The 19,101-nt window shown below is 40.6% G+C and carries 16 protein-coding genes and 1 pseudogene; 15 read left to right on the forward strand and 2 right to left on the reverse strand.

The window, feature by feature from the left end; genetic code table 11:
• Nucleotides 1–187: 187 nt before the first annotated feature.
• From O3626_RS04000 to O3626_RS04050, 11 genes and pseudogenes are all read left to right on the forward strand, one after another.
• On the forward strand, nt 188–3,250 hold the full coding sequence (locus tag O3626_RS04000) for a type I restriction endonuclease (protein ID WP_371495420.1): 3,063 nt from the start codon (nt 188–190) through the stop codon (nt 3,248–3,250).
• Nucleotides 3,250–4,854 carry a class I SAM-dependent DNA methyltransferase gene (locus O3626_RS04005; protein ID WP_371495422.1) on the forward strand — a complete coding sequence of 535 codons (1,605 nt, stop codon included), beginning with the start codon at nt 3,250–3,252 and terminating at the stop codon, nt 4,852–4,854. Before O3626_RS04000 ends, O3626_RS04005 begins: the two co-directional genes overlap by 1 nt.
• Nucleotides 4,847–6,073, forward strand: coding sequence for a restriction endonuclease subunit S (locus tag O3626_RS04010; protein WP_371495424.1), 1,227 nt, complete (start codon nt 4,847–4,849; stop codon nt 6,071–6,073). The genes O3626_RS04005 and O3626_RS04010 overlap by 8 nt, the downstream gene beginning before the upstream one ends.
• A gap of 16 nt (nt 6,074–6,089) precedes the next feature.
• The gene (locus O3626_RS04015) at nt 6,090–7,067 is read left to right on the forward strand and encodes a hypothetical protein (RefSeq protein WP_371495426.1); all 978 of its coding nucleotides are present in this window, start codon (nt 6,090–6,092) and stop codon (nt 7,065–7,067) included.
• Entirely contained in the window at nt 7,067–7,642 is a 576-nt protein-coding gene (locus tag O3626_RS04020) for a hypothetical protein (RefSeq protein ID WP_371495428.1), read from the forward strand. The genes O3626_RS04015 and O3626_RS04020 overlap by 1 nt, the downstream gene beginning before the upstream one ends.
• A 127-nt stretch (nt 7,643–7,769) precedes the next feature.
• The gene (locus tag O3626_RS04025) at nt 7,770–8,108 is read left to right on the forward strand and encodes a type II toxin-antitoxin system RelE/ParE family toxin (RefSeq protein ID WP_049483411.1); all 339 of its coding nucleotides are present in this window, start codon (nt 7,770–7,772) and stop codon (nt 8,106–8,108) included.
• Entirely contained in the window at nt 8,101–9,186 is a 1,086-nt protein-coding gene (locus O3626_RS04030) for a HigA family addiction module antitoxin (protein WP_371495430.1), read from the forward strand. Before O3626_RS04025 ends, O3626_RS04030 begins: the two co-directional genes overlap by 8 nt.
• Nucleotides 9,187–9,271: 85 nt before the next feature.
• Entirely contained in the window at nt 9,272–10,183 is a 912-nt protein-coding gene (locus tag O3626_RS04035) for an Rpn family recombination-promoting nuclease/putative transposase (protein ID WP_371495432.1), read from the forward strand.
• Nucleotides 10,183–10,458 (forward strand): annotated as a pseudogene (locus tag O3626_RS04040) (hypothetical protein); the annotation flags it as partial. The gene O3626_RS04035 and the pseudogene O3626_RS04040, both read left to right, overlap by 1 nt.
• A 152-nt stretch (nt 10,459–10,610) precedes the next feature.
• Nucleotides 10,611–11,534 carry an L-lactate dehydrogenase gene (locus O3626_RS04045; protein ID WP_371495434.1) on the forward strand — a complete coding sequence of 308 codons (924 nt, stop codon included), beginning with the start codon at nt 10,611–10,613 and terminating at the stop codon, nt 11,532–11,534.
• Nucleotides 11,535–11,702: 168 nt separating this feature from the next.
• Entirely contained in the window at nt 11,703–12,242 is a 540-nt protein-coding gene (locus O3626_RS04050; RefSeq protein ID WP_049514846.1) for an NADPH-dependent FMN reductase, read from the forward strand.
• A gap of 41 nt (nt 12,243–12,283) precedes the next feature.
• Here the strand turns inward: O3626_RS04050 and O3626_RS04055 are convergent, their stop codons facing one another.
• On the reverse strand, nt 12,284–12,979 hold the full coding sequence (locus tag O3626_RS04055) for a VIT family protein (RefSeq protein WP_049522704.1): 696 nt from the start codon (nt 12,977–12,979) through the stop codon (nt 12,284–12,286).
• A 282-nt stretch (nt 12,980–13,261) separates the two neighbouring features.
• Nucleotides 13,262–14,656, reverse strand: a complete 1,395-nt coding sequence (locus O3626_RS04060) for an MFS transporter (protein ID WP_371495436.1) — start codon at nt 14,654–14,656, stop codon at nt 13,262–13,264.
• Nucleotides 14,657–14,968: 312 nt separating this feature from the next.
• Between O3626_RS04060 and O3626_RS04065 the strand changes: the two genes are divergently transcribed.
• From O3626_RS04065 to O3626_RS04080, 4 genes are all read left to right on the forward strand, one after another.
• Nucleotides 14,969–16,261, forward strand: coding sequence for a PTS transporter subunit EIIC (locus O3626_RS04065; protein WP_371495438.1), 1,293 nt, complete (start codon nt 14,969–14,971; stop codon nt 16,259–16,261).
• Nucleotides 16,248–17,105, forward strand: a complete 858-nt coding sequence (locus O3626_RS04070; RefSeq protein ID WP_371495440.1) for an alpha/beta hydrolase — start codon at nt 16,248–16,250, stop codon at nt 17,103–17,105. The genes O3626_RS04065 and O3626_RS04070 overlap by 14 nt, the downstream gene beginning before the upstream one ends.
• Before the next feature lie 83 nt (nt 17,106–17,188).
• Nucleotides 17,189–18,307: a DUF4767 domain-containing protein gene (locus tag O3626_RS04075; protein WP_371495442.1), complete on the forward strand. Its 1,119-nt coding sequence runs from the start codon at nt 17,189–17,191 to the stop codon at nt 18,305–18,307.
• A 213-nt stretch (nt 18,308–18,520) separates the two neighbouring features.
• Complete coding sequence (locus O3626_RS04080) at nt 18,521–19,084, forward strand: hypothetical protein (protein ID WP_223325321.1); 564 nt, start codon at nt 18,521–18,523, stop codon at nt 19,082–19,084.
• Nucleotides 19,085–19,101 lie beyond the last annotated feature (17 nt).

The following is a 19,101-nucleotide window of genomic DNA, read 5'->3' on the forward strand; positions in this document are numbered from 1 at the left end:
GTTCGTTTTTTTGAGCGAAAAACCAACAAAATGCTTTGAAAGCGTTAATTTCTTTCCCAAACATGCTATAATAATAGGAGATTATGCACAAGAAAAGGATAGATGGATGAAGGCAGTAGCAACTCCAGAACTTGAGATTGAAAGATCAAGTACAATAGGAGTAGCATAGCTATAATAGGATGATGATATGAAAAGAGAAAAAGAGTTTTCAGAACTGACGAGGGTTCAAATTCCAGCAGCATTGCACTTGATGCGCCTAGGTTATACATACCTGCCGCACAATGGAAAAGAGTTAAAAGAAAGAGATCCAGAGACGAATATTCTGGTATCTATTTTTAGAGAGCAATTTTTGAAGTTCAATAATTATGCGACAGATGTGGATGTTGAACGAGAGCTAAGTAATATCAAGTTGGAACTAGACCAAAATGATCTGGGACGGGCTTTTTACAAACGAATCATCGGAGAAACAAGTGCGACCTATATTGACTGGGAACATCCTGAAGCCAATACCTTCCATCTGGCACTTGAAGTCACTTGTCAAAATGGTCAGGATGAATTCCGCCCAGATATCGTTATTTTTGTCAATGGTCTGCCTCTTTCTTATATCGAAGTGAAGCAGCCCAATGCTATCCGTGATGGAAAGACAGGGATTCAGTCAGAACAAGACAGAGCCAGATACCGTTTTGAAAATCGTAAGTTCCGTCGCTTTAATAATATCACCCAGTTGATTGTCCTATCTGATAACCTGCCTTACATCAGTGGACAAGGGCAACAAAAACAGGGTTCTTATTACGGTTCAAACGCCTATTCAAAAACTAAATTTAATGCTTTCAAGGAAGAAAGAGTAGAAGATTTCCTTCATTCCCTTTCCCCTCTAACCGAGGAGCAAATTGACTTTGTCCTAGAAGACATGAAGCGCTTTGCCCTCAAGTCCCAGCCAGAGTTTACAACAAACCTAAACCCTGATACACCTTGCAATGCCTTCCTGTCTTCCTTGTTCCAGAAGGAACGCTTGCTCTTTATGCTTCGTTTTGGTCTGGTCTATGTCGAAGAAGAGAGCAAGGATGGACAGATGCAACTGCAGAAGCACGTCATGCGCTATCCCCAGTATTTTGCAACACGTGCTATCGAAGAAACGATTGCAAAAGGTGTTAAGAAGGGGGTTATCTGGCATACCCAAGGTTCAGGTAAGACTGCCTTGGCTTTCTTCAATATCTGCTATCTAACCAACTATTTCTCAAAAGAGGGAATCGTTCCTCAGTTTTACTTTGTTGTCGATCGTCTGGACTTGGCTGACCAAGCATTTAAGGAATTTACCAAACGAGGTCTCAAGGTTAAGCGTATCAATAACCCTCAAGAACTGAATCAAAAACAAGATGGCTATGATGTGGCTGTAGTCAATATCCAGAAATTTAAGGATGATTCAGACTTGACCGACCGCTCTGGCTATGACCTCAATCGTCAAAATATCTACTTTATAGATGAAGCCCATCGATCATACAATGAACGAGGATCCTATCTGCCAAATCTCTATCAAGCTGACACCAAGGCAATTAAAATCGCCTTGACTGGAACGCCATTGATCACCTATAAGAAAGATGGCAAGACCAAGGAAAGTCATGCGACCACACGTGATATCTTTGGAGACTATATCCATAAATACTACTACAACCAGTCTATCGATGACGGCTTTACTCTTCGCTTAATGCGTGAAGATATCGAAACTTCTTATAAAGATAATCTCAGATCCATCAACGAAGAGATCCAACGTGGCGACCTGTCTAAGGAAGATATCTTTGCCCATCCACATTACGTAGAGCCTATGTTGGACTTTATCATCGAGGACTTTAATCGTGCGCGTGATCTGGTCTTTGATGACCAGACCATTGGTGGCATGATTGTCTGTGACTCGTCCAAGCAGGCGCGTGAGCTTGAAAAGCAATTAGAAGAACGACGTCAAGCTGGCTCAACCAACTTGACCTCAGCTCTTATCCTTCACGATGAGGGAGACAAGGACGAGAAGAAGGACAAGGTAGACGCCTACAAGGAAGGTAAAATTGACCTCGTCATCGTTTACTCTATGCTCCTGACAGGTTTTGACGCCCCTCGTCTCAAACGTCTCTATCTAGGGCGTAAGATCAAAGCTCACAACCTTTTGCAGACTCTAACTCGTGTCAATCGTCCCTACAAGGACTATCTCTTTGGCTATGTTATTGACTTTGCAGACATCTCTAAAGAGTTTGACAAGACCAATCGTGCCTATCTAGAAGAACTCAACCAAGAGTATGATACGACCCTGACAGGTGAAAATGGTGAGGATGTTTTTGGCTCACTCTTTGTACCTGCAGATGAGATTTCTCATGAGTTAAAGAAGACTGAGCAAATCTTGATTGACTATCCAACAGATAATCTAGAATACTTCTCGCAAGCTATTAATGATATCAAAGATAGAAAACAGTTAATTGATCTTCGGAAAGCCTTGGAGTCCATCAAGCAGTACTATAATATCGCTCGTCTCCTTGGCTACCATCACTTGCTCGATCAGATTGACATTGCACAAATCGCAACCTTGCTCAATATCCTCTCTAGACGCATGCTGACCCTGTCCTTGATTGATCAGCCGGACAATTTTTCTAGTCGTACCCTCTTAAATCTAGCTATGTCTCAGACCAGCTTTAGTTTTATCAAGATCGCTGAGGAAGAACTCCGTTTAGCGGCCAATGATTTGGATGACTGGAGTCGTCGTGTTGCTGGGGGGATCAAAGGACAGCGCGATGAGAAAGACCCTGAGTGGGTTTCACTCTACGAAGAATTCCAACGTATTATGAAAAAACACTTGATCCATGGGCAAGAAGGTTACACCATGGAAAACATAAAAGAGACACAAAAGGCCTATGAAGCTTTATTTGAGTCAGTGGAAGATTACAAGTCTCGTATGCGACGTCTGAGCATGAATTTTAATGGGGATCAAATGGCAGCTCGCTCTTACAAACATGTGACCAACTCGACCATGGTCAGTGAGTTTCCTGCTGTCTACCATGTTATTAAAGGTTCTAAAGTCAGACTCGATCATAAAATCGGTCAAAACCAAGGGGTATTAGATAACGATGACTTCCTCAAAAAAATGATTCGAGAAGAAGCTCGGATCGAAATGAAAATAAACCAAACTGCTAGTAGCTTGACACGAGAGGACTTTAACCGTCTTGTCGAGTCGCTATTTGAAGAATATGAACAGGAATACCAACACTAATGAATGAAACATACAAAGTCCAAGTCCAAGACTTGGTAGACGATTTGAAAGCCGTCTTTACCCATGCGGGACTAGGAGGAGAAGCGGGTGAATACAAACTTCTCACCCAGTCCTTCCTCTACAAATTTTTAAATGACAAGTTTTTGTATCAAGCCAAGATCCTAGATGAGTCCAATACCTATGAAAACTTGTTGGCTATGAGTGAGGAAGACTACGACTGGCTCTTAGAGGATATCGGTACTAGCACAGCCTGGCTCAAGCCGGACCAGCTGATCGAAACCCTTCACCGTCAGCAAAACGAAGCGACTTTCTATGAGACTTTTGAGAATACTCTTAACCAAATCGCTATTGACAATAACGATATCTTCTCTGTCCATACGGATGGAGACACAGCCATTCGTCTCTTTGATGAGCGTCTGATTACGGATACTATCTCAGATAGCAGTAAACGCAACGAAGTAGCAAAAGCTATCATCAATCTCCTTGCACGCGTTAAGTTTGATGAGACCATTTTTTCACAAGGTTTTGACTTTTTCTCGACTCTCTTTGAGTACATGATCAAGGACTACAATAAAGATGGTGGTGGCAAGTATGCCGAGTACTACACACCTCACACTGTGGCTAAGATTATCGCGGATATCTTGGTGGGTGATGACCAGCCGTCAAACGTGCGGATCTATGACCCGTCAGCAGGTTCTGGCACCTTGCTTATGAACCTGGCTAGTCGTATCGGTGTCGATAAGACCACTGTCTATAGTCAAGATATCTCGCAAAAATCGTCTAATCTCCTCCGTCTCAATCTGATCTTGAACGGACTGCAGCATTCCATTCACAATATCGTGCAGGGAAATACTATCATCGCTAATCGCCATCCTGAAAAGATGGATTATATCGTGTCTAACCCTCCTTTCAAACTGGACTTTTCAGAGTGGCGTGACCAAGTGGAGACCTTGCCAGAAGCTAGCGAGCGATTCTTTGCAGGAGTTCCCAAGGTTCCGGCCAAGTCTAAGGACAAGATGGCAATCTACGAGCTCTTTGTTCAGCATATCATCTACTCCTTGAAGCCAGATGGTCAAGCAGCTGTTGTCTTGCCGACAGGATTTATCACGGCCCAGTCAGGGATTGACAAGACCATCCGGCAACACTTGGTGGATAATCAAATGCTGGCTGGTGTCATCTCTATGCCGTCCAATATCTTTGCGACGACAGGAACCAACGTTTCCATCCTCTTTATTGATAAAAAAAACAAGGGCGATGTCGTCCTCATCGATGCCTCAAACCTCGGAATCAAGGTCAAGGAAGGCAAGAACCAAAAGACCGTGCTCTCTCCTGAGGAAGAGCAGAAAATCGTCGAGACCTTTATCAAGAAAGAAGCCGTCGAGGACTTTTCTGTCACTGTCTCTTATGAGGATATCAAGGAGAAAAACTACTCTCTCAGCGCAGGCCAATACTTTGACATCAAGATCGACTATGTGGACATAACAGCAGAAGAGTTTGAAGCTAAGATGACCGCCTTTCAAGACAAACTCTCAGACCTCTTCCAGCAATCACACCAACTGGAGCAGGAAATAGAGAAGCAAATGAAGGGGATTAAGTATGAGTGAGTTTAAAACCTATACTTTAGATCAACTGTGTATCGTTGGTTCAAGTAAAAGAGTACATTTATCTGATTATGTTCAACAAGGAATACCTTTTTATAGAAGTAAAGAAGTAATTGAACTTTCAAGTGGTAAAAACATTTCTGAACAATTATTTATTTCTTCAGAAAAGTACTCTGAAATAAAATCAAAATTTCCGGTTCCTCAAGAAAATGATGTACTTATTACAGCTGTAGGGACGATAGGTGAGATTTTGGTTGTAAAGGACCCGAATTTTTATTTTAAAGATGGTAATTTAATTTGGTTAAGAAATATTAATTTTGAAATAATTGATATAGATTACTTATACTACTTTTTAAAATCTGATTTATTTCAAAAAACAATCAAATATAACAACATTGGGGCGGTACAAAAAGCTTTAACTATAGATTTTTTAAAAACTGTAAAAATAACATTACCATCATTAGATAATCAAAGAAAATTGATTTCTGTTTTAAAATCAATTGATAAAAAACTGAAAATCAACAACCAAATCAACCAAGAGTTGGAAGCCATGGCTAAGACTCTCTATGACTACTGGTTTGTCCAGTTTGATTTTCCAGACCAGAATGGCAACCCCTACAAATCATCAGGCGGAAAGATGGTCTATCACCCAGAACTCAAACGCGAAATCCCAGAGGGGTGGGGAGTTGAGAAGTTGGGGAATATTACAATATGTCATGACTCAAAAAGAGTTCCATTATCAAGTAATGATAGAGTGCTTGTAAAAGGTGAAATACCGTATTATGGTGCTACTGGTATAATGGATTATGTCAATGATTATATCTTTGACGGAGATTATGTTTTAATGGCTGAAGATGGTTCTGTAATGACAGAGAAAGGAACCCCTATTTTACAACGTATTTCAGGAAAAAATTGGGTAAACAATCACGCTCATGTGCTAGAACCAATTAAGAATTATAGTTGTAAACTCCTTATGATGCTATTGAAGGATGTTTCGGTTATGAAAATTAAAACAGGTTCAATTCAAATGAAAATTAATCAAGAAAATATGAACAAGATTGTAGTCCCTGCAATTCCGTTGAAATTATTATTTGAGATTAATCAAAAATTAGAAGTGATTGATAAACAGCAACTTAATTTAATCGAAGAGAATAAACAACTTACCCAACTGCGCGATTGGCTCTTGCCAATGCTGATGAATGGACAGGTGAAGGTGGAGTAGAGGAAAGAGGCATAAATTGATTCAAATAAATATTAATGACGAAAAAAACCGGTTGATTTCTTTTAGTCAACAACCAGATTTCGATGAATATGTTAAGATTTTTCTAATTAAAATTAAGAAAAATGAGATTTTTTTATATAAACAAGATGCTGATAAGAAAACTAAAGAAAATATACTTAGAGCAATTATTGAAAGTATGAATAAATCTACTTTTAGTAATCGAGAAATAAAACCATATGATCCAGTTATAACATATAAGAATGTACATGAGCAAGTAGAGGTTTCAGAATATGAAAATATTCAATCTGTAATTTCACAATTTAATGATGAACAACAACATTTACTAAGTACAAGTTGTGAGGCGGAGAAAGATTTGCATAACTATTTGATTGAAATAAAGAAGAATAGTACTATTAATCTAAAATTTATAGGTTCTTTTGTGAATGCATTTCAATTGGAAAAAAAGATGTTATTTGGTAATTTTACGGATAGTAAAATAAAATTAAGAGAACGAAATAATCTATTTGGATTAAACAAGAAGATTGATTTAATGATTGTTAATGATGAAAAAATTTTAATTAATCAAGCAGAATCAAAATTTGATTCTATATTTGGAATGAATCAAAAATTTGCTGAGCAAGCAACAGAAATTCTAAATACTAATGCAAATATAAATACTATATTTGAACAAGCTTCAATTGAATTTTTGAAAACGAAAGTGATCAATGGTAAAAGATTAGCAACAAGATTAATTAAAATTGTTTCTGATACGAATCGTTTTACTGAAACAGTTAAACATATTGACAAAATACAAACTATAAAAAATGATCCTAATCATAAATTTTATAAAGAAATTGAAGGGGTTACGTTTAGTAATGGAAAGCTAAGTATTACTAATGAGAAAAATTGTGTACAATTGATTAATGCTATATCAGATGCTCTTGTAACAGCTTATATTTCTGAAGTTGAAACGGTTGAAGAAGGACGTATGTAATGCAGCGAGATCTTTTTTCTAAGTGGACATTGTTTATCACCTCGTATCTACCACTATATTTATGGCTTCTTTTTAGTAATATTAATTATTCCAAATTCTCATTTGAGAGATTAATAGCTTTTGATTTTGACCATAAATTGATTCGTATAGTTTTTGTTGTTCTAATTTTTATTTCAATTATTAAATTATGGAAATTATTTAAGTTTGACGGTAAGGAAAGTATCAAAATACCGAGAAAGATGGAAATATCACCGGAAAGTGACTCATTGATGAACTACATTGTTACGTATTTTACTCCGTTACTGTCTTTTGATATGAATAATAAAACTAGTATTCTCATGAATTTATTGTTATTTCTTTTAATTGGATTAATGTATGTTGGTAGTAATGCAAGTTATCTAAATCCTGTTCTAGGAGTTTTCGGGTTTAAGATATTTGGAGTTACAGGTTTTCCGCACGCTCATCATATCATAACAAATCTCTCATTTGATGATATAGAAACCGTGAGAGAAACAGATGTAGAATTAACTAGTTATAGATTAGGTGATGGAATTTATATTATAAAAAGAAAATAGGTAACATTGCTAATTATAAATTAATAACTATTATGCCAGCCAAATCAACCTTTGGCTGGTTTTTATTGTCTAAAGATGATACAATTAAATTACCTAAAAGGTAATTTAATTTAACAGAAAGGGACAAATGAAGCTTATCTATACAAATAAAACTGTTAAAAAGCAGTGCACAGAGCTGAGGCAGGCGAAAAAGGATTTTTCGGATAAGATTGCTGTAAAGTTGCATCAATTGATTACCTTTTTGGAAGCAGCGGATTCTTTGGCCAGTGTGACAGCTTTTCCTAAATATCACTTTCACCAACTCAAGGGGAAGAGACAGGGACAGTTTGCTTTGGATATAGATGGTCGAAGGAGTTCCTATCGCTTGATTGTAGAATTTCGTGAGGAGGACCTTGAGAAGGTATTTCCTAGTCCTGTTGAAATCGAAATTCTAAAAATAGAGGAGGTCAGCAATCACTATGAGTAAAAAAATTGTTGAATACAAAGACCTGATTGCTTTTCATCCAGGTCAGTATGTTGAAGAGTTGATTGAAGATTATAATGTAACGCAGAAAGAGTTTGCGGAGCGCTTAGGAGTTTCAGCAAAGACTGTCAGCAAGCTGGTCAATGCTGAGGAGTCCATCAGTAAAGAGACGGCTCATAAGTTAGCCAAGTTAAGTGGAGTTTCCATGCAAACCTGGCTCAATCTTCAGAATGCTTATGATGTAAAAGTTGCAGAGATTGTAGAACAAAAAGAGCTAGAAGAAGGTAGCGAGAAAGAAATCTGTGAGATGATTGATTTCAAGTATTTTAAGGCAGAAGGCTACGTTCCAGATAAACGCTATACATTGAAAGAAAAGATTGTTGAGCTTCGCAAGATTCTAGGAGTGGCGAGTTTAGAAAAGTTCTCATCTTTTAACAATCAGGTGAGTTATCGAAATACGCGTGAGTTCACGACTAAAAGTATAGTGAACTCCAATATCATGTTGGAATTGGCATCAAAAAAAGCACGTGATACAACAACTACCAAGCTCAATCGCAGAAAGTTGGAGAGAAGCTTGCCTGCTTTGAGAAAGTTGACGAGACAAGATCCTGCAGTCTTTCCTCAACACCTGTATGATATCTTGCTAGATTGTGGTGTTGTCCTAGTCGGTCTACCTGCTTTGCCGAATGCCAATCTAAATGGTGCTACGAAAAAATTTGGAAATGGTAGTGCCTTGCTTTTACTCACAGATCGAAATAAAGTATCCGATATTTTCTGGTTCTCACTTTTCCATGAGATTGGACATATTCTGGAGAACGATTTTTCATCTGATGATGGAAATGGTGAATTATACCGACGTTCTGAGGAACGAGCAGATCAGTTTGCAAAAGATCACTTAATAAGACCGGAAGACTATCAAGTTTTTGTTGAACAAGGAAACTTTGATAAGTCGGATATTCTAGAGTTTGCTGAGGAAATCGATATTCATCCTAGTGTCGTTTTAGGCAGATTGCAAAATGAGGGCATTCTCAGCTTTGACAGATATAGAGAACTAAAAGAGAACTATTACTTCGTTTCGTAATGGTTTTGTAGTCACTTTCCCAGTTTTTTTCGAATTATAGAAGTAGAGGGACCTCCCCTCTATTTTTTATCGAAAAGGAGCAGGGATGCAAAAGAGACACGCGCATGTATCGCCAACTTTGGATATCATGGCCAAGAAGATTTTTAGTTTGCCAGAGGTGACGGCAGCATTTATTCGAGATATTTTGGAGCTGGATGTGGCGGACGCTCAGATTGTGGAGGGAAGTCAGCCCCACAGCATGGCCTATGAGGAGGATGACTTGTTCTCCACTGCGGTGGATGTGAGAGCCAAGCTCCATGATGGGACCGAGGTGATCATCGAGATCCAGATTCGCAAGCAACAGTATTTCTTGAATCGATTCCATTACTATTTGGCCAATCAGCTGGTGGAGAATGTGCAAAAACTGCGCCAGCAAGGCCAGACTCATAAGATGTACGAGCAGATGGAGCCTGTCTATGGGATTGCGATTTTGGAGAAGTCGCTCTTACTAGACGAAGAGGCCGCCATCAACAAATACTGGCTGACCAATAGCCGGTCCGGGAAGCAACTCAAGGCCTATTATAAAAATGGCAAGCACCAAAATCTTCTGCAGGTTGCCTTTTTAGAGCTAGACAAGTATAATAAAGATGAGAACCTGACAGATGCAGGCAGACAGTGGTTGGAGTTTTTTGGGAATCTTCCCTTTACAAAAGCTCCCAGTCAGGCTGTGGCTCATGCAGATTCATTACTAGATTCATCTAGCTGGACCAAGGAGGAGAAGACCATGATAGACGAGCGTATTCGGATTCAAGAAAATTATGATATGACCCTGGAGACGGCAATTGATGAAGCGCGAGAAGAAGGTTTGGAGCAAGGATTGGAACGTGGTCTGGAACAAGGTCGTAATGAAGAACGTCTGCAGTTAATCCGCAAAATGGTCTCACGAGGAATGTCGCCTGAGTTGATCTCGAATATGACGGGTTTGTCCATTGAAGAGATCAAATCTATGTTAGCGTAAGATCTAGCTGGACCAAGGAGGAGAAGACCATGATAGACGAGCGTATTCGCATTCAAGATAATTATGATATGACCCTGGAGACGGCGATTGACGAAGCGCGTGAAGAAGGTTTTGTACAAGGGCTGGAACAAGGTTTAGAGCAAGGCTTGGATCAAGGTCGTAATGAAGAACGTCTGCAGTTAATCCGCAAAATGGTCTCACGAGGAATGTCGCCTGATCTTATCTCGGAGATGACGGGTTTGTCCATTGAAGAAATTGAGACTCTTCTTTCCTGAGTCGTTAACGGAGGCATCGCCTCTTTTCTTTTTTGAAAAACTTGAAAATTTTCCCATTTTTTCAATCCGCCTTTCTAGAATTGTGGTAGAATAGAGGCAACAAAGAGCTATCCTCACCAACAGTGTGATCGATACTAGAAAAGAGGATTCTGATGACAAGAAAAATTGGTATTATTGGTTTGGGGCATGTGGGTGCGACCTTGGCCCACAGCATGATATTGAAACACACCTGCGATCACTTGGTCTTGATTGATACCAATGAGAAAAAGGTCAAGGCAGATGCCTTGGATTTCTGTGATACAGTTGCCAATACGGGGTATCCGGTTCATATCACGGTCAATGACTACGCGGCTTTAAAAGATGCGGATGTTGTGGTGTCGACTCTTGGAAATATCGAGTTGCAGGCTAATAACACAGATGACCGTTTTGCGGAGCTTCCTTTTACTAGCAAGCAAGTGGTGCAAGTAGCGCGTGATTTGAAGGCTTCTGGCTTTGGTGGGGTCTTATTGGTAGTGACCAATCCGGTCGATGCAGTCACTCAACTCTACCAACAATATACCGGCCTTCCAAAAGAGCAGGTGATTGGGACAGGAACCTTGTTGGATACAGCTCGGATGAAGCGCGCAGTCGCCGATCGTTTGCAGGTTTCTCCTGCTAGTGTATCAGGCTATAACCTTGGTGAGCATGGAAATTCTCAATTTGTCGCTTGGAGTCAGGTCCGTGTCAAAGGACACGCCATTACCGATCTCTTCTCTCAAGAAGAGCTTGATGCCATCAACTACGAGTCCTTGCGTGGTGGTCATACTGTCTTTTTTGGTAAATTCTATACCAACTTTGGGATTGCAGCAGCAGCCCAACGCTTAGCAGAAGCTGTGATCAATGATAGCCACGAGGAAATGCCGGTCTCTAACTATCGTCCAGAATACGGAACCTATCTTGGCTATCCAGCGATTGTAGGTCGAAAAGGAATTATTGAACGATTGGACTTGCATTTGACAGAAGAAGAAAAAGAAAAATTACTCCATTCAGCCGAAACCATCAAGGAAAACACAAAAAAAGGACTGGAGCATGCATAAAAGAGAGGAGGCTGGGACAAAAGTCCTAGCCTCTCAATTGTCTTAGCCCTTGCTTAGTGAATGTAATAAAGCTTAGTAAATCCCAAGTTGTAATTCTTGACATTACATCTAAGGTATGTATAATATTACTTGTAATAAATAATCTTACAACAGAAAGAGGAAACAGCTATGAAAAACATTTTATTTATCGTGGGATCTCTTCGTCAAGGATCATTCAACCACCAAATGGCCCAGAAAGCAGAAAGCCTTCTTGAAGGAAAAGCAACGGTGACTTACTTGGACTACAAGGACATCCCAATGATGAACCAAGATTTGGAAACGCCAACCTTGCCAGCTGTGCAAGCAGCGCGTGATGCGGTCCTTGCTGCGGATGCCATCTGGATCTTCTCACCAGTCTACAACTTTGCCATTCCAGGTGTAGTGAAAAACCTGATCGACTGGCTTAGCCGTGCTCTTGACCTGTCAGAAACTCGTGGTCCATCTGCCCTCCAAGACAAGATCGTAACCGTCTCTTCAGTCGCTAATGCAGGACACGAGCCAATGTTTGCGGCTTACCAAGCCCTCTTACCATTCGTTCGTACTCAAGTAGTGGGAGACTTCACAGGAACAACTGTTAACCCAGAAGCCTGGGCAACAGGTGAATTAGTCTTGACAGATGAAGCAATCGCAGGATTAGAAAAACAAGCCCAAGCTTTATTAGAAGCATAAGAAAAGCATAAAAAAAGTTGAGACAGAAGTCTCAGCTTTTTTTAAATACTAAACAATTGTCCGAAGAAGTAAGTCACACCCATGGTGAGAAGGCCAATGATCAGGTTGCGAAGCATGGCTGGCTTGGTTGGTGCTTTTCCTAGTTTCGCACTGGTATAGCCAGTGAAGATCAAGGATAGTCCAACAACGAAGACTGTCACTGGAATGCGATAGTTAACTGGAAAGAGAATGATAGAGAGCATTGGAGGAAGGGAACCAATAGAAAAAGCAAGGAAGCTAGATGCAGCTGCATGCCAAGGATTGGTAAATTCTTCGTATTCAATGCCGTATTTCTCTTCGACCAAGGCTTTGAGGGGGTGTTTCAGAAAGGCCCGCTCTGTTAGAATTTTTGCTGAAGTTTCACATTCTCCATTTTCAAGATAAGCATGGTAGAGAGAGTCTCTAGCTAACTTTGGATCACGATCTAATAAGGCTTGTTCGCGGTTCACAGCAGCTTCTTCCGTGTCTTTTTGTGTGGAAACAGAAACATACTCACCACCCGCCATCGAAAAGGCACCGGCCAGAATTGCAGACAAGCCAGATAAGAAAATGATCCAGATGTTATGCGTGGCACTGGCCACCCCGATCACCACTCCAGCGATAGAAATGATTCCATCATTGGCCCCTAGAACCGCAGCTCTCAAAATATTCAAGCGATCGCTAAATGATTCATCTACTCCATGTTTTATTTCAGTCATACAATGTCTCCTTTTCCTTATTTAGAATGATTATAAATAAAATACAGAAAGAAATCAAGGATTTTAACTCAAATGATAAAAGTTAGACAATTTAATGGAACCTTTTAGTTGTAAAATTTGACATTACAAGCAAAATGGAGAGAGAATTTGACATACACCTATCCTATCAAGGTTTATTTAGCAGAAGTGCATAATTTTTGAGGATCCTGATGGCATTCTAACGCGAGTGCGGAAAGGATAACAAAAAACAGCAGGCTTCCTGCTGTTTTTTGACGAGATAAGTTAGTTGTTTTCATTATCTTTTCCCACCACCCAAAATAAGAGAAGGAGTTGGAAAATACCTAAGGCAAATAAGGCCATGAAACCGTTGCGACTTCCTTTAGCTGTGGCTTGGGTGAAATCCAGCTTTTGATTGGCTTGGCTCATGGCAACGATCAAAGAAGCCAGAGTTGTTCCAACAGCACCTGCAAATTGTTGCAAGGTATTAAAGATTGCGTTCGCATCGGGTTGCTCTTCCAGAGAGAGTTGTTTTTGTCCGTTTGTCATGATATTGCCAAAGGCAAGTCCCATACCGGTCATGAAGAGCATGTAAAAGATGAGAATCAAGCCATTTGTCAGCTTCAGGCCCAAGAGGGTGAAGTGAAAATGGGCCAGAAGGATGAAAGCAGCTCCGAGGAGGATCGGTTTGCGGGCCCCTAGTTTATCTAGAATCAGACCGGAGAAGGGAGCAAAACCAGCTCCAATGATGGCCCCTGGAAGCAGCATCAAGGCTGCAAGCGTCGTGCTTGAGTGGTTGACCAATTGGACATAATTAGGAAGAAGAAAACTCATGGCAAGAGAGCCTAATTGAAAGGTGAAGAAGGCTAGAATATGGCCAGTGAGACGATGATTTTTCAAAATAGAAAGATTGATAATGGGAGTCTCTAACTGATTGGACCGCCAGACCAAAAGGACCAGTCCCAAGGTTCCGATCGCCAGCCAACCAAGCACAGAAAAACTGAAGAACGCATGATCCGCTAGGCCATGAATACCTAGAATCAACCCTATGAAAAGGGCAATGATGGCAAGAAGGCTCACGACATCAAAGGTTTCCCGCTTGACTTTACTGATTTGCTCAATGGAGCGAAGTCCTGCAACTAGTGAAGCCAGAAGGATCGGGAATTGCACTAAGAAGATGGACCGCCAGCCGAAGCTAGCTGTTAAGAGTCCCCCGACAGTAGGCCCAATAGCTGGTGCAATGGCTGTAATCAAGGTCCCCACTCCCATCATGAGACCGATCTTACGTTTTGGGACTTGTTCTAAAATGATATTAAACATCAGAGGGAGGGCAAAACCAACCCCCATTCCTTGGACCAATCGCCCCAGGACCACAAAGCCAAAATTTGGAGCTAAGAAGTCGATAAGAACACCTGAAACAGATAGGAGATTTCCAACTAAAAAGATGGACTTCATTTTAAAGGAACGCTTGAGATAAGCAGACAAGGGGACCACACAGGCAACCACTAGAAGATAGATGGTGGTAACCCACTGGACTGTTGCGGTGTTGATCTCAAATTCCTTCATCAATATTGGAAAGGTGATGTTCATGGCAGTTTCTCCAGCCACCCCGCAAAAGGACAGGATCCCTGTCGCAAAGATCGCGAACAAGACCTTGGCTGAAATTTTTTCTTGTGACATAGACGTCTGATTCCTCCTAAATCTTCCTATAATGTTGTAAAAATGGTCTGAAAAACCATCCTAGCGATCTCATTTCCCGTCAAATCCAATTGCTATGAGCATAGCAGGACCAACGTTAACCTGATTCATCGTTTTGTTAGCTAACAAATAGTATAGAGGAAATGAAGACCCCTGTCAAAGAGTTTTTCAAAAATTATGAAAATTTTAAAAGTATTCTCAAAAGATGATGCTTCTCCAAATGAAAGGGATTGCTCACCACTATGATATAATAAGATGAAAGCAAGCAATGTGAGCACACCAATAGGGGGCGCCATGACCAAGTATTTAGTCCAGAAGTTTTTCTGGTTACGAGAAAAAAGTTTTATTCAGATTTCCCAGAAAACCCTGGTTTCCTTATTTCCTTTTTTCTTATTTTCAGGAATCGTTCGAGTGATTGCCTTATCGGTCTTTTCTGATCGAGGCTATATCCATCAGCTCTTTTCGATGGACAGTTGGTTGCCATGGAATCAAGCTATCAGCCAGGTTCTTATTAATTTTTCCAACTTTCTAGGAGGTCTAGCAGGGCCTTTAGCAACCTACTTCGCTGGGAAATATACAGCTGGGCACTATGGTAGAAGTACGGGGACAGCCGGCGTGACTGCTCTTTTGGTCAGCTTGATTGTAGGGTCTCAGGAATTGTTGGTGGGACCACTCAATGATGGGCAACTGACAAGAATTAACTTACCTGCGACGACCAATATCCTCTTAGCCATTGTTTTAGGCTATCTAATCGGACAGATCTTTCGACTATCCAAGGCTAGTGACGACCAGATTGTGGACAAAGACTTTATCTATCAGCCCAAGACTGTGCGTCCCATTTTCTTGTCCTTGGTTCTGGGGGTTAGCCTGAATATTCTTCTCCTTCTTGGCAATCAGTACCGTATTTTTCAAATGATCGGTCAATTCTTTAGCTCTCTTACTATAAGCAGTCATCATCTCCTGTCCACTTTTGTTATGGGACTCTTCAGTGGCTTATCAGCTTGGGTCGGCAACAGTCAGGCTTTTGCCCTAAACTCAATTGTGGATGACAGTTTTGCTTTAGAAAATCTGAATTACGCTGTGACCCATCATACAACGACGGGGATTCCTCATCTCTATACTTTGACCAATTTGTATCGGAGTTTTGGCATGGTAGCTGGAATTGGCGCTGTCCTAGCACTTTTGGTAGCGATCTTACTGGTCTCCCACAGTCGAAAGGACAAGAAAGTCAGTCTCCTCAGTATTTTTCCAGGCCTCTTTAATAACGGTGCCCCCTTCATGGTAGGGATTCCGGTCCTGCTCAATCTTCTATATGTGATTCCCTTCTTATTGATCCCCTTGGTCAATATGGCCATCGCTGCTGTGGCTTTGTGCTTTAAGCTGATGCCAGCAGCCGTCTATCCAGTGCCAGATGGGACTCCTAGCCTTCTCTATGCTTTCATTGGAACGGGAGGAAGTCTGAGAGCCTTAGCTGTGAGTATACTTTGTTTTGCGATAGACGTGCTCCTTTATCTACCATTTGTCCGCATGGGAAATCGTATTCGAAAAGATCTAAAAGTGAAAGGAGAAAGCGATGAAAGTCTCTAAAAAAACAGCCATCGTCCTCACTTTGGTCTGTCTTTTCTTGATCGGTTTAGCCATTCCTTCTTATAGCTGGACTCGAACCAATGTTTCAAAAATCGAGAAATTTTATAATTCTAAACTGTCGCCCATCATCATGATTCCAGGAAGCTCAGCAACAGAGAACCGCTTTGATGGCTTGGTGACCAAGCTCAACCAAGGCCGCCAAGGCACCAAGCACAGTCTTCTCAAGCTCAAGGTATGGAATGATGGGAATATCACCTATAGCGGTAGTATTGATGCCAAGGACAATGAACCAGTGATTGTGGTTGGTTTTGAAAACAACAAAGATGGCTATAGCAATATTAAAAAGCAGGCTAAACTATTCAATCAAGCCTTTGAAGCCCTTCAAAAAAAATACAATTTTAATAATTTCAAGGGCTTGGGTCATTCTAACGGGGGCTTGATTTATACAGCCTTTATCGAAAATTATCTAGAAGATTATGATGTGGATCTAAAGACCCTCATGACCATCGGAACTCCCTATAATTTCACGGAAACCAATATTCAAAACAAATCTGAGATGTTAGCCGATTTTATCAAGGGGAAAAAAGCCATCCCTAATACGCTTTATATGTATTCAGTAGCAGGAACCATCACCTATGATTCCGATGAGTTGGTCCCAGATGCCAGTGTTTCTGCTGGGAAATATATCTACCAAAACCAAGCAGCTAGTTATACGGAGATCACAGTGACGGGGGAAGATGCCCAGCACTCGGACCTTCCAACCAATGATGAGGTGGTTGCCTTGGTGAAAGAGCATATTGAAAGTCAAATGGATCGTAGAACCAAACCAAATAAAGAAAACTAAGTGTGAAGAAGGGATTCCTTCCTCACTCTTTTTTTAGTATAATAAAGTTCAGTATGAAAACACGGGAGACTAAAGGAGATCAGATGAAAAGAAAACATTGGATCCAGTTGGGATTAGTGGCTTCAAGTATGGTCTTGTTAACAGGATGTTATCAAAGATACCAGCGCCAGTCCAGTCCTAAAAAAGAGGCTGCAACAAGCCAGACAGCAGCTAAAAAACAAGCGAAAAAAGCAGACAACAAACAATTATACCAGTCTGTTTTTTCAGACTACCAAAAGATTTTTGCCACTTCAAAAGATTTGGATGCCATTTCCAAATTGAATGATGCATTAGCCAAAGAAGATCGGATGATCAATAGCTGGGTGATCGAGACTGTCATCAATCAGCCAGCAGCTGTTCGCTATGCCTTTAAGGACTTAAATAGCGATGGGGTAGATGAGATGATCATCGCCAACCAGCAAACCGATGGGAGCTACTTTGCGACAGGAGTCTACTACCTCAAGGACCAAAAGCCGACCTTGCTTGCAGAAGGTTTCGTCGCTGGACACGGAGGAGCGCGCAATGCGACAACCCTTTATAAGGGAGGAGATGTCCTGGAAGTCAGCTGGTTGTCGGGAACTGGCCGTGGTGTAGCCGTGCTTTCACGAATAGAAAAGGCACCTCAAGCCGCGACAAAAGTCCAGGAAGAAGAAGTTCAGGTACCTGGGTCAGATCTGAATGCCCTCTTTGGAAAATCTGATACGGATAAACTGGACCTCAAGAGTTTTGACTGGCAAACCTTTGAAAGCACACCATCAGGAGGCGGTACCCAAAGCCAGGAGAAAACGCCTTGGAATGCTGAAAAATCAGCAAAATTAGCAGAATTTATGAAGACCTGGGGCGAAAAGATGGGGCAACCCAACTACCAAAAAGGCATTGCTGGCGGTGATGTAGGACCAGACAACCTCTATACTCTAGGGGACAATAGCAAGATGGATGCTATTTATACAGATACTGGCCAAGGAAATGCAAAATACCGCATTGTAGAACGCTATAGCAATTGGGACAAGTATCCAGATGTGCATAGTTATTTCTTTGCCATTACGGATACGGGGGAAGCCATCGTCTTTCATTCCCCAACGACCAATGGTGGAAAGATGTACCTAAAACCAACAGACAACAAGGAACTTCAAGAAGAATTTACGCAACTGCTTCATCAATAAAAAAAAGAAAAACCAGAAAACGACTGTTTTTCTGGTTTTGTTTATTTAATATATGAATAAAAAACACAAAATAAACGATATTTTTTAGGATAGAAAATATGTTAAAAACTAGTGATAGTTAACGGTGTAATTGCATTTGGAAACGGAAAATATTTGACAATTAAAGGAAAATCATTTAAAATATATTCATTCTTTATTTATAGGAGAAAAAATATGAAAAAACTTCTTACAGCCGGTGTGGCTCTCTTGTCAGTTGCAACCTTAGCAGCATGTTCTGGTAAAACTGCTTCAGACTCATCAAGCAAAGATGCAAAGGCTTCTTCTAGCAAAGTAGAAAAATCATCTACTTCAAAAAGCAAATCAAGCAGTTCATCAAAAACATCAAAATCAGCAACCTCTTCTGTTGAAATTCCAGAAATTGTCTTGTTGACTGATGAAGAAATTGATAATGCCAAAACACTTGGTGATATGAAAACCATTTATGGAAAAATGATTGACAACTACACAAAATATGTCAAAGAGATTGGGGATAAGATGCCCGAGTCTGGTAAAGATGCCTATAATCAGCAAGTAGCTCCTGGGATCCAATCTATGGAAACTGCAAGAAAAACATTTAACGATACACTTTCAGCTGCAGGTTCTGATGATACAGTTGTTCCTGAACAAGCTCGTAGTCAATTCGCACAACAATTGAAAAATGCTCGCGATATTGCCCAAAAAGCTCTTGAAGGTGCTTATCAATCAATTGCACCATTGCTCTCTTCATCAGCCGAATAATTCATAAATGAAAATGA

Source organism: Streptococcus sp. 20925_1_77, from assembly GCF_041432125.1.
Taxonomy (GTDB): domain Bacteria; phylum Bacillota; class Bacilli; order Lactobacillales; family Streptococcaceae; genus Streptococcus.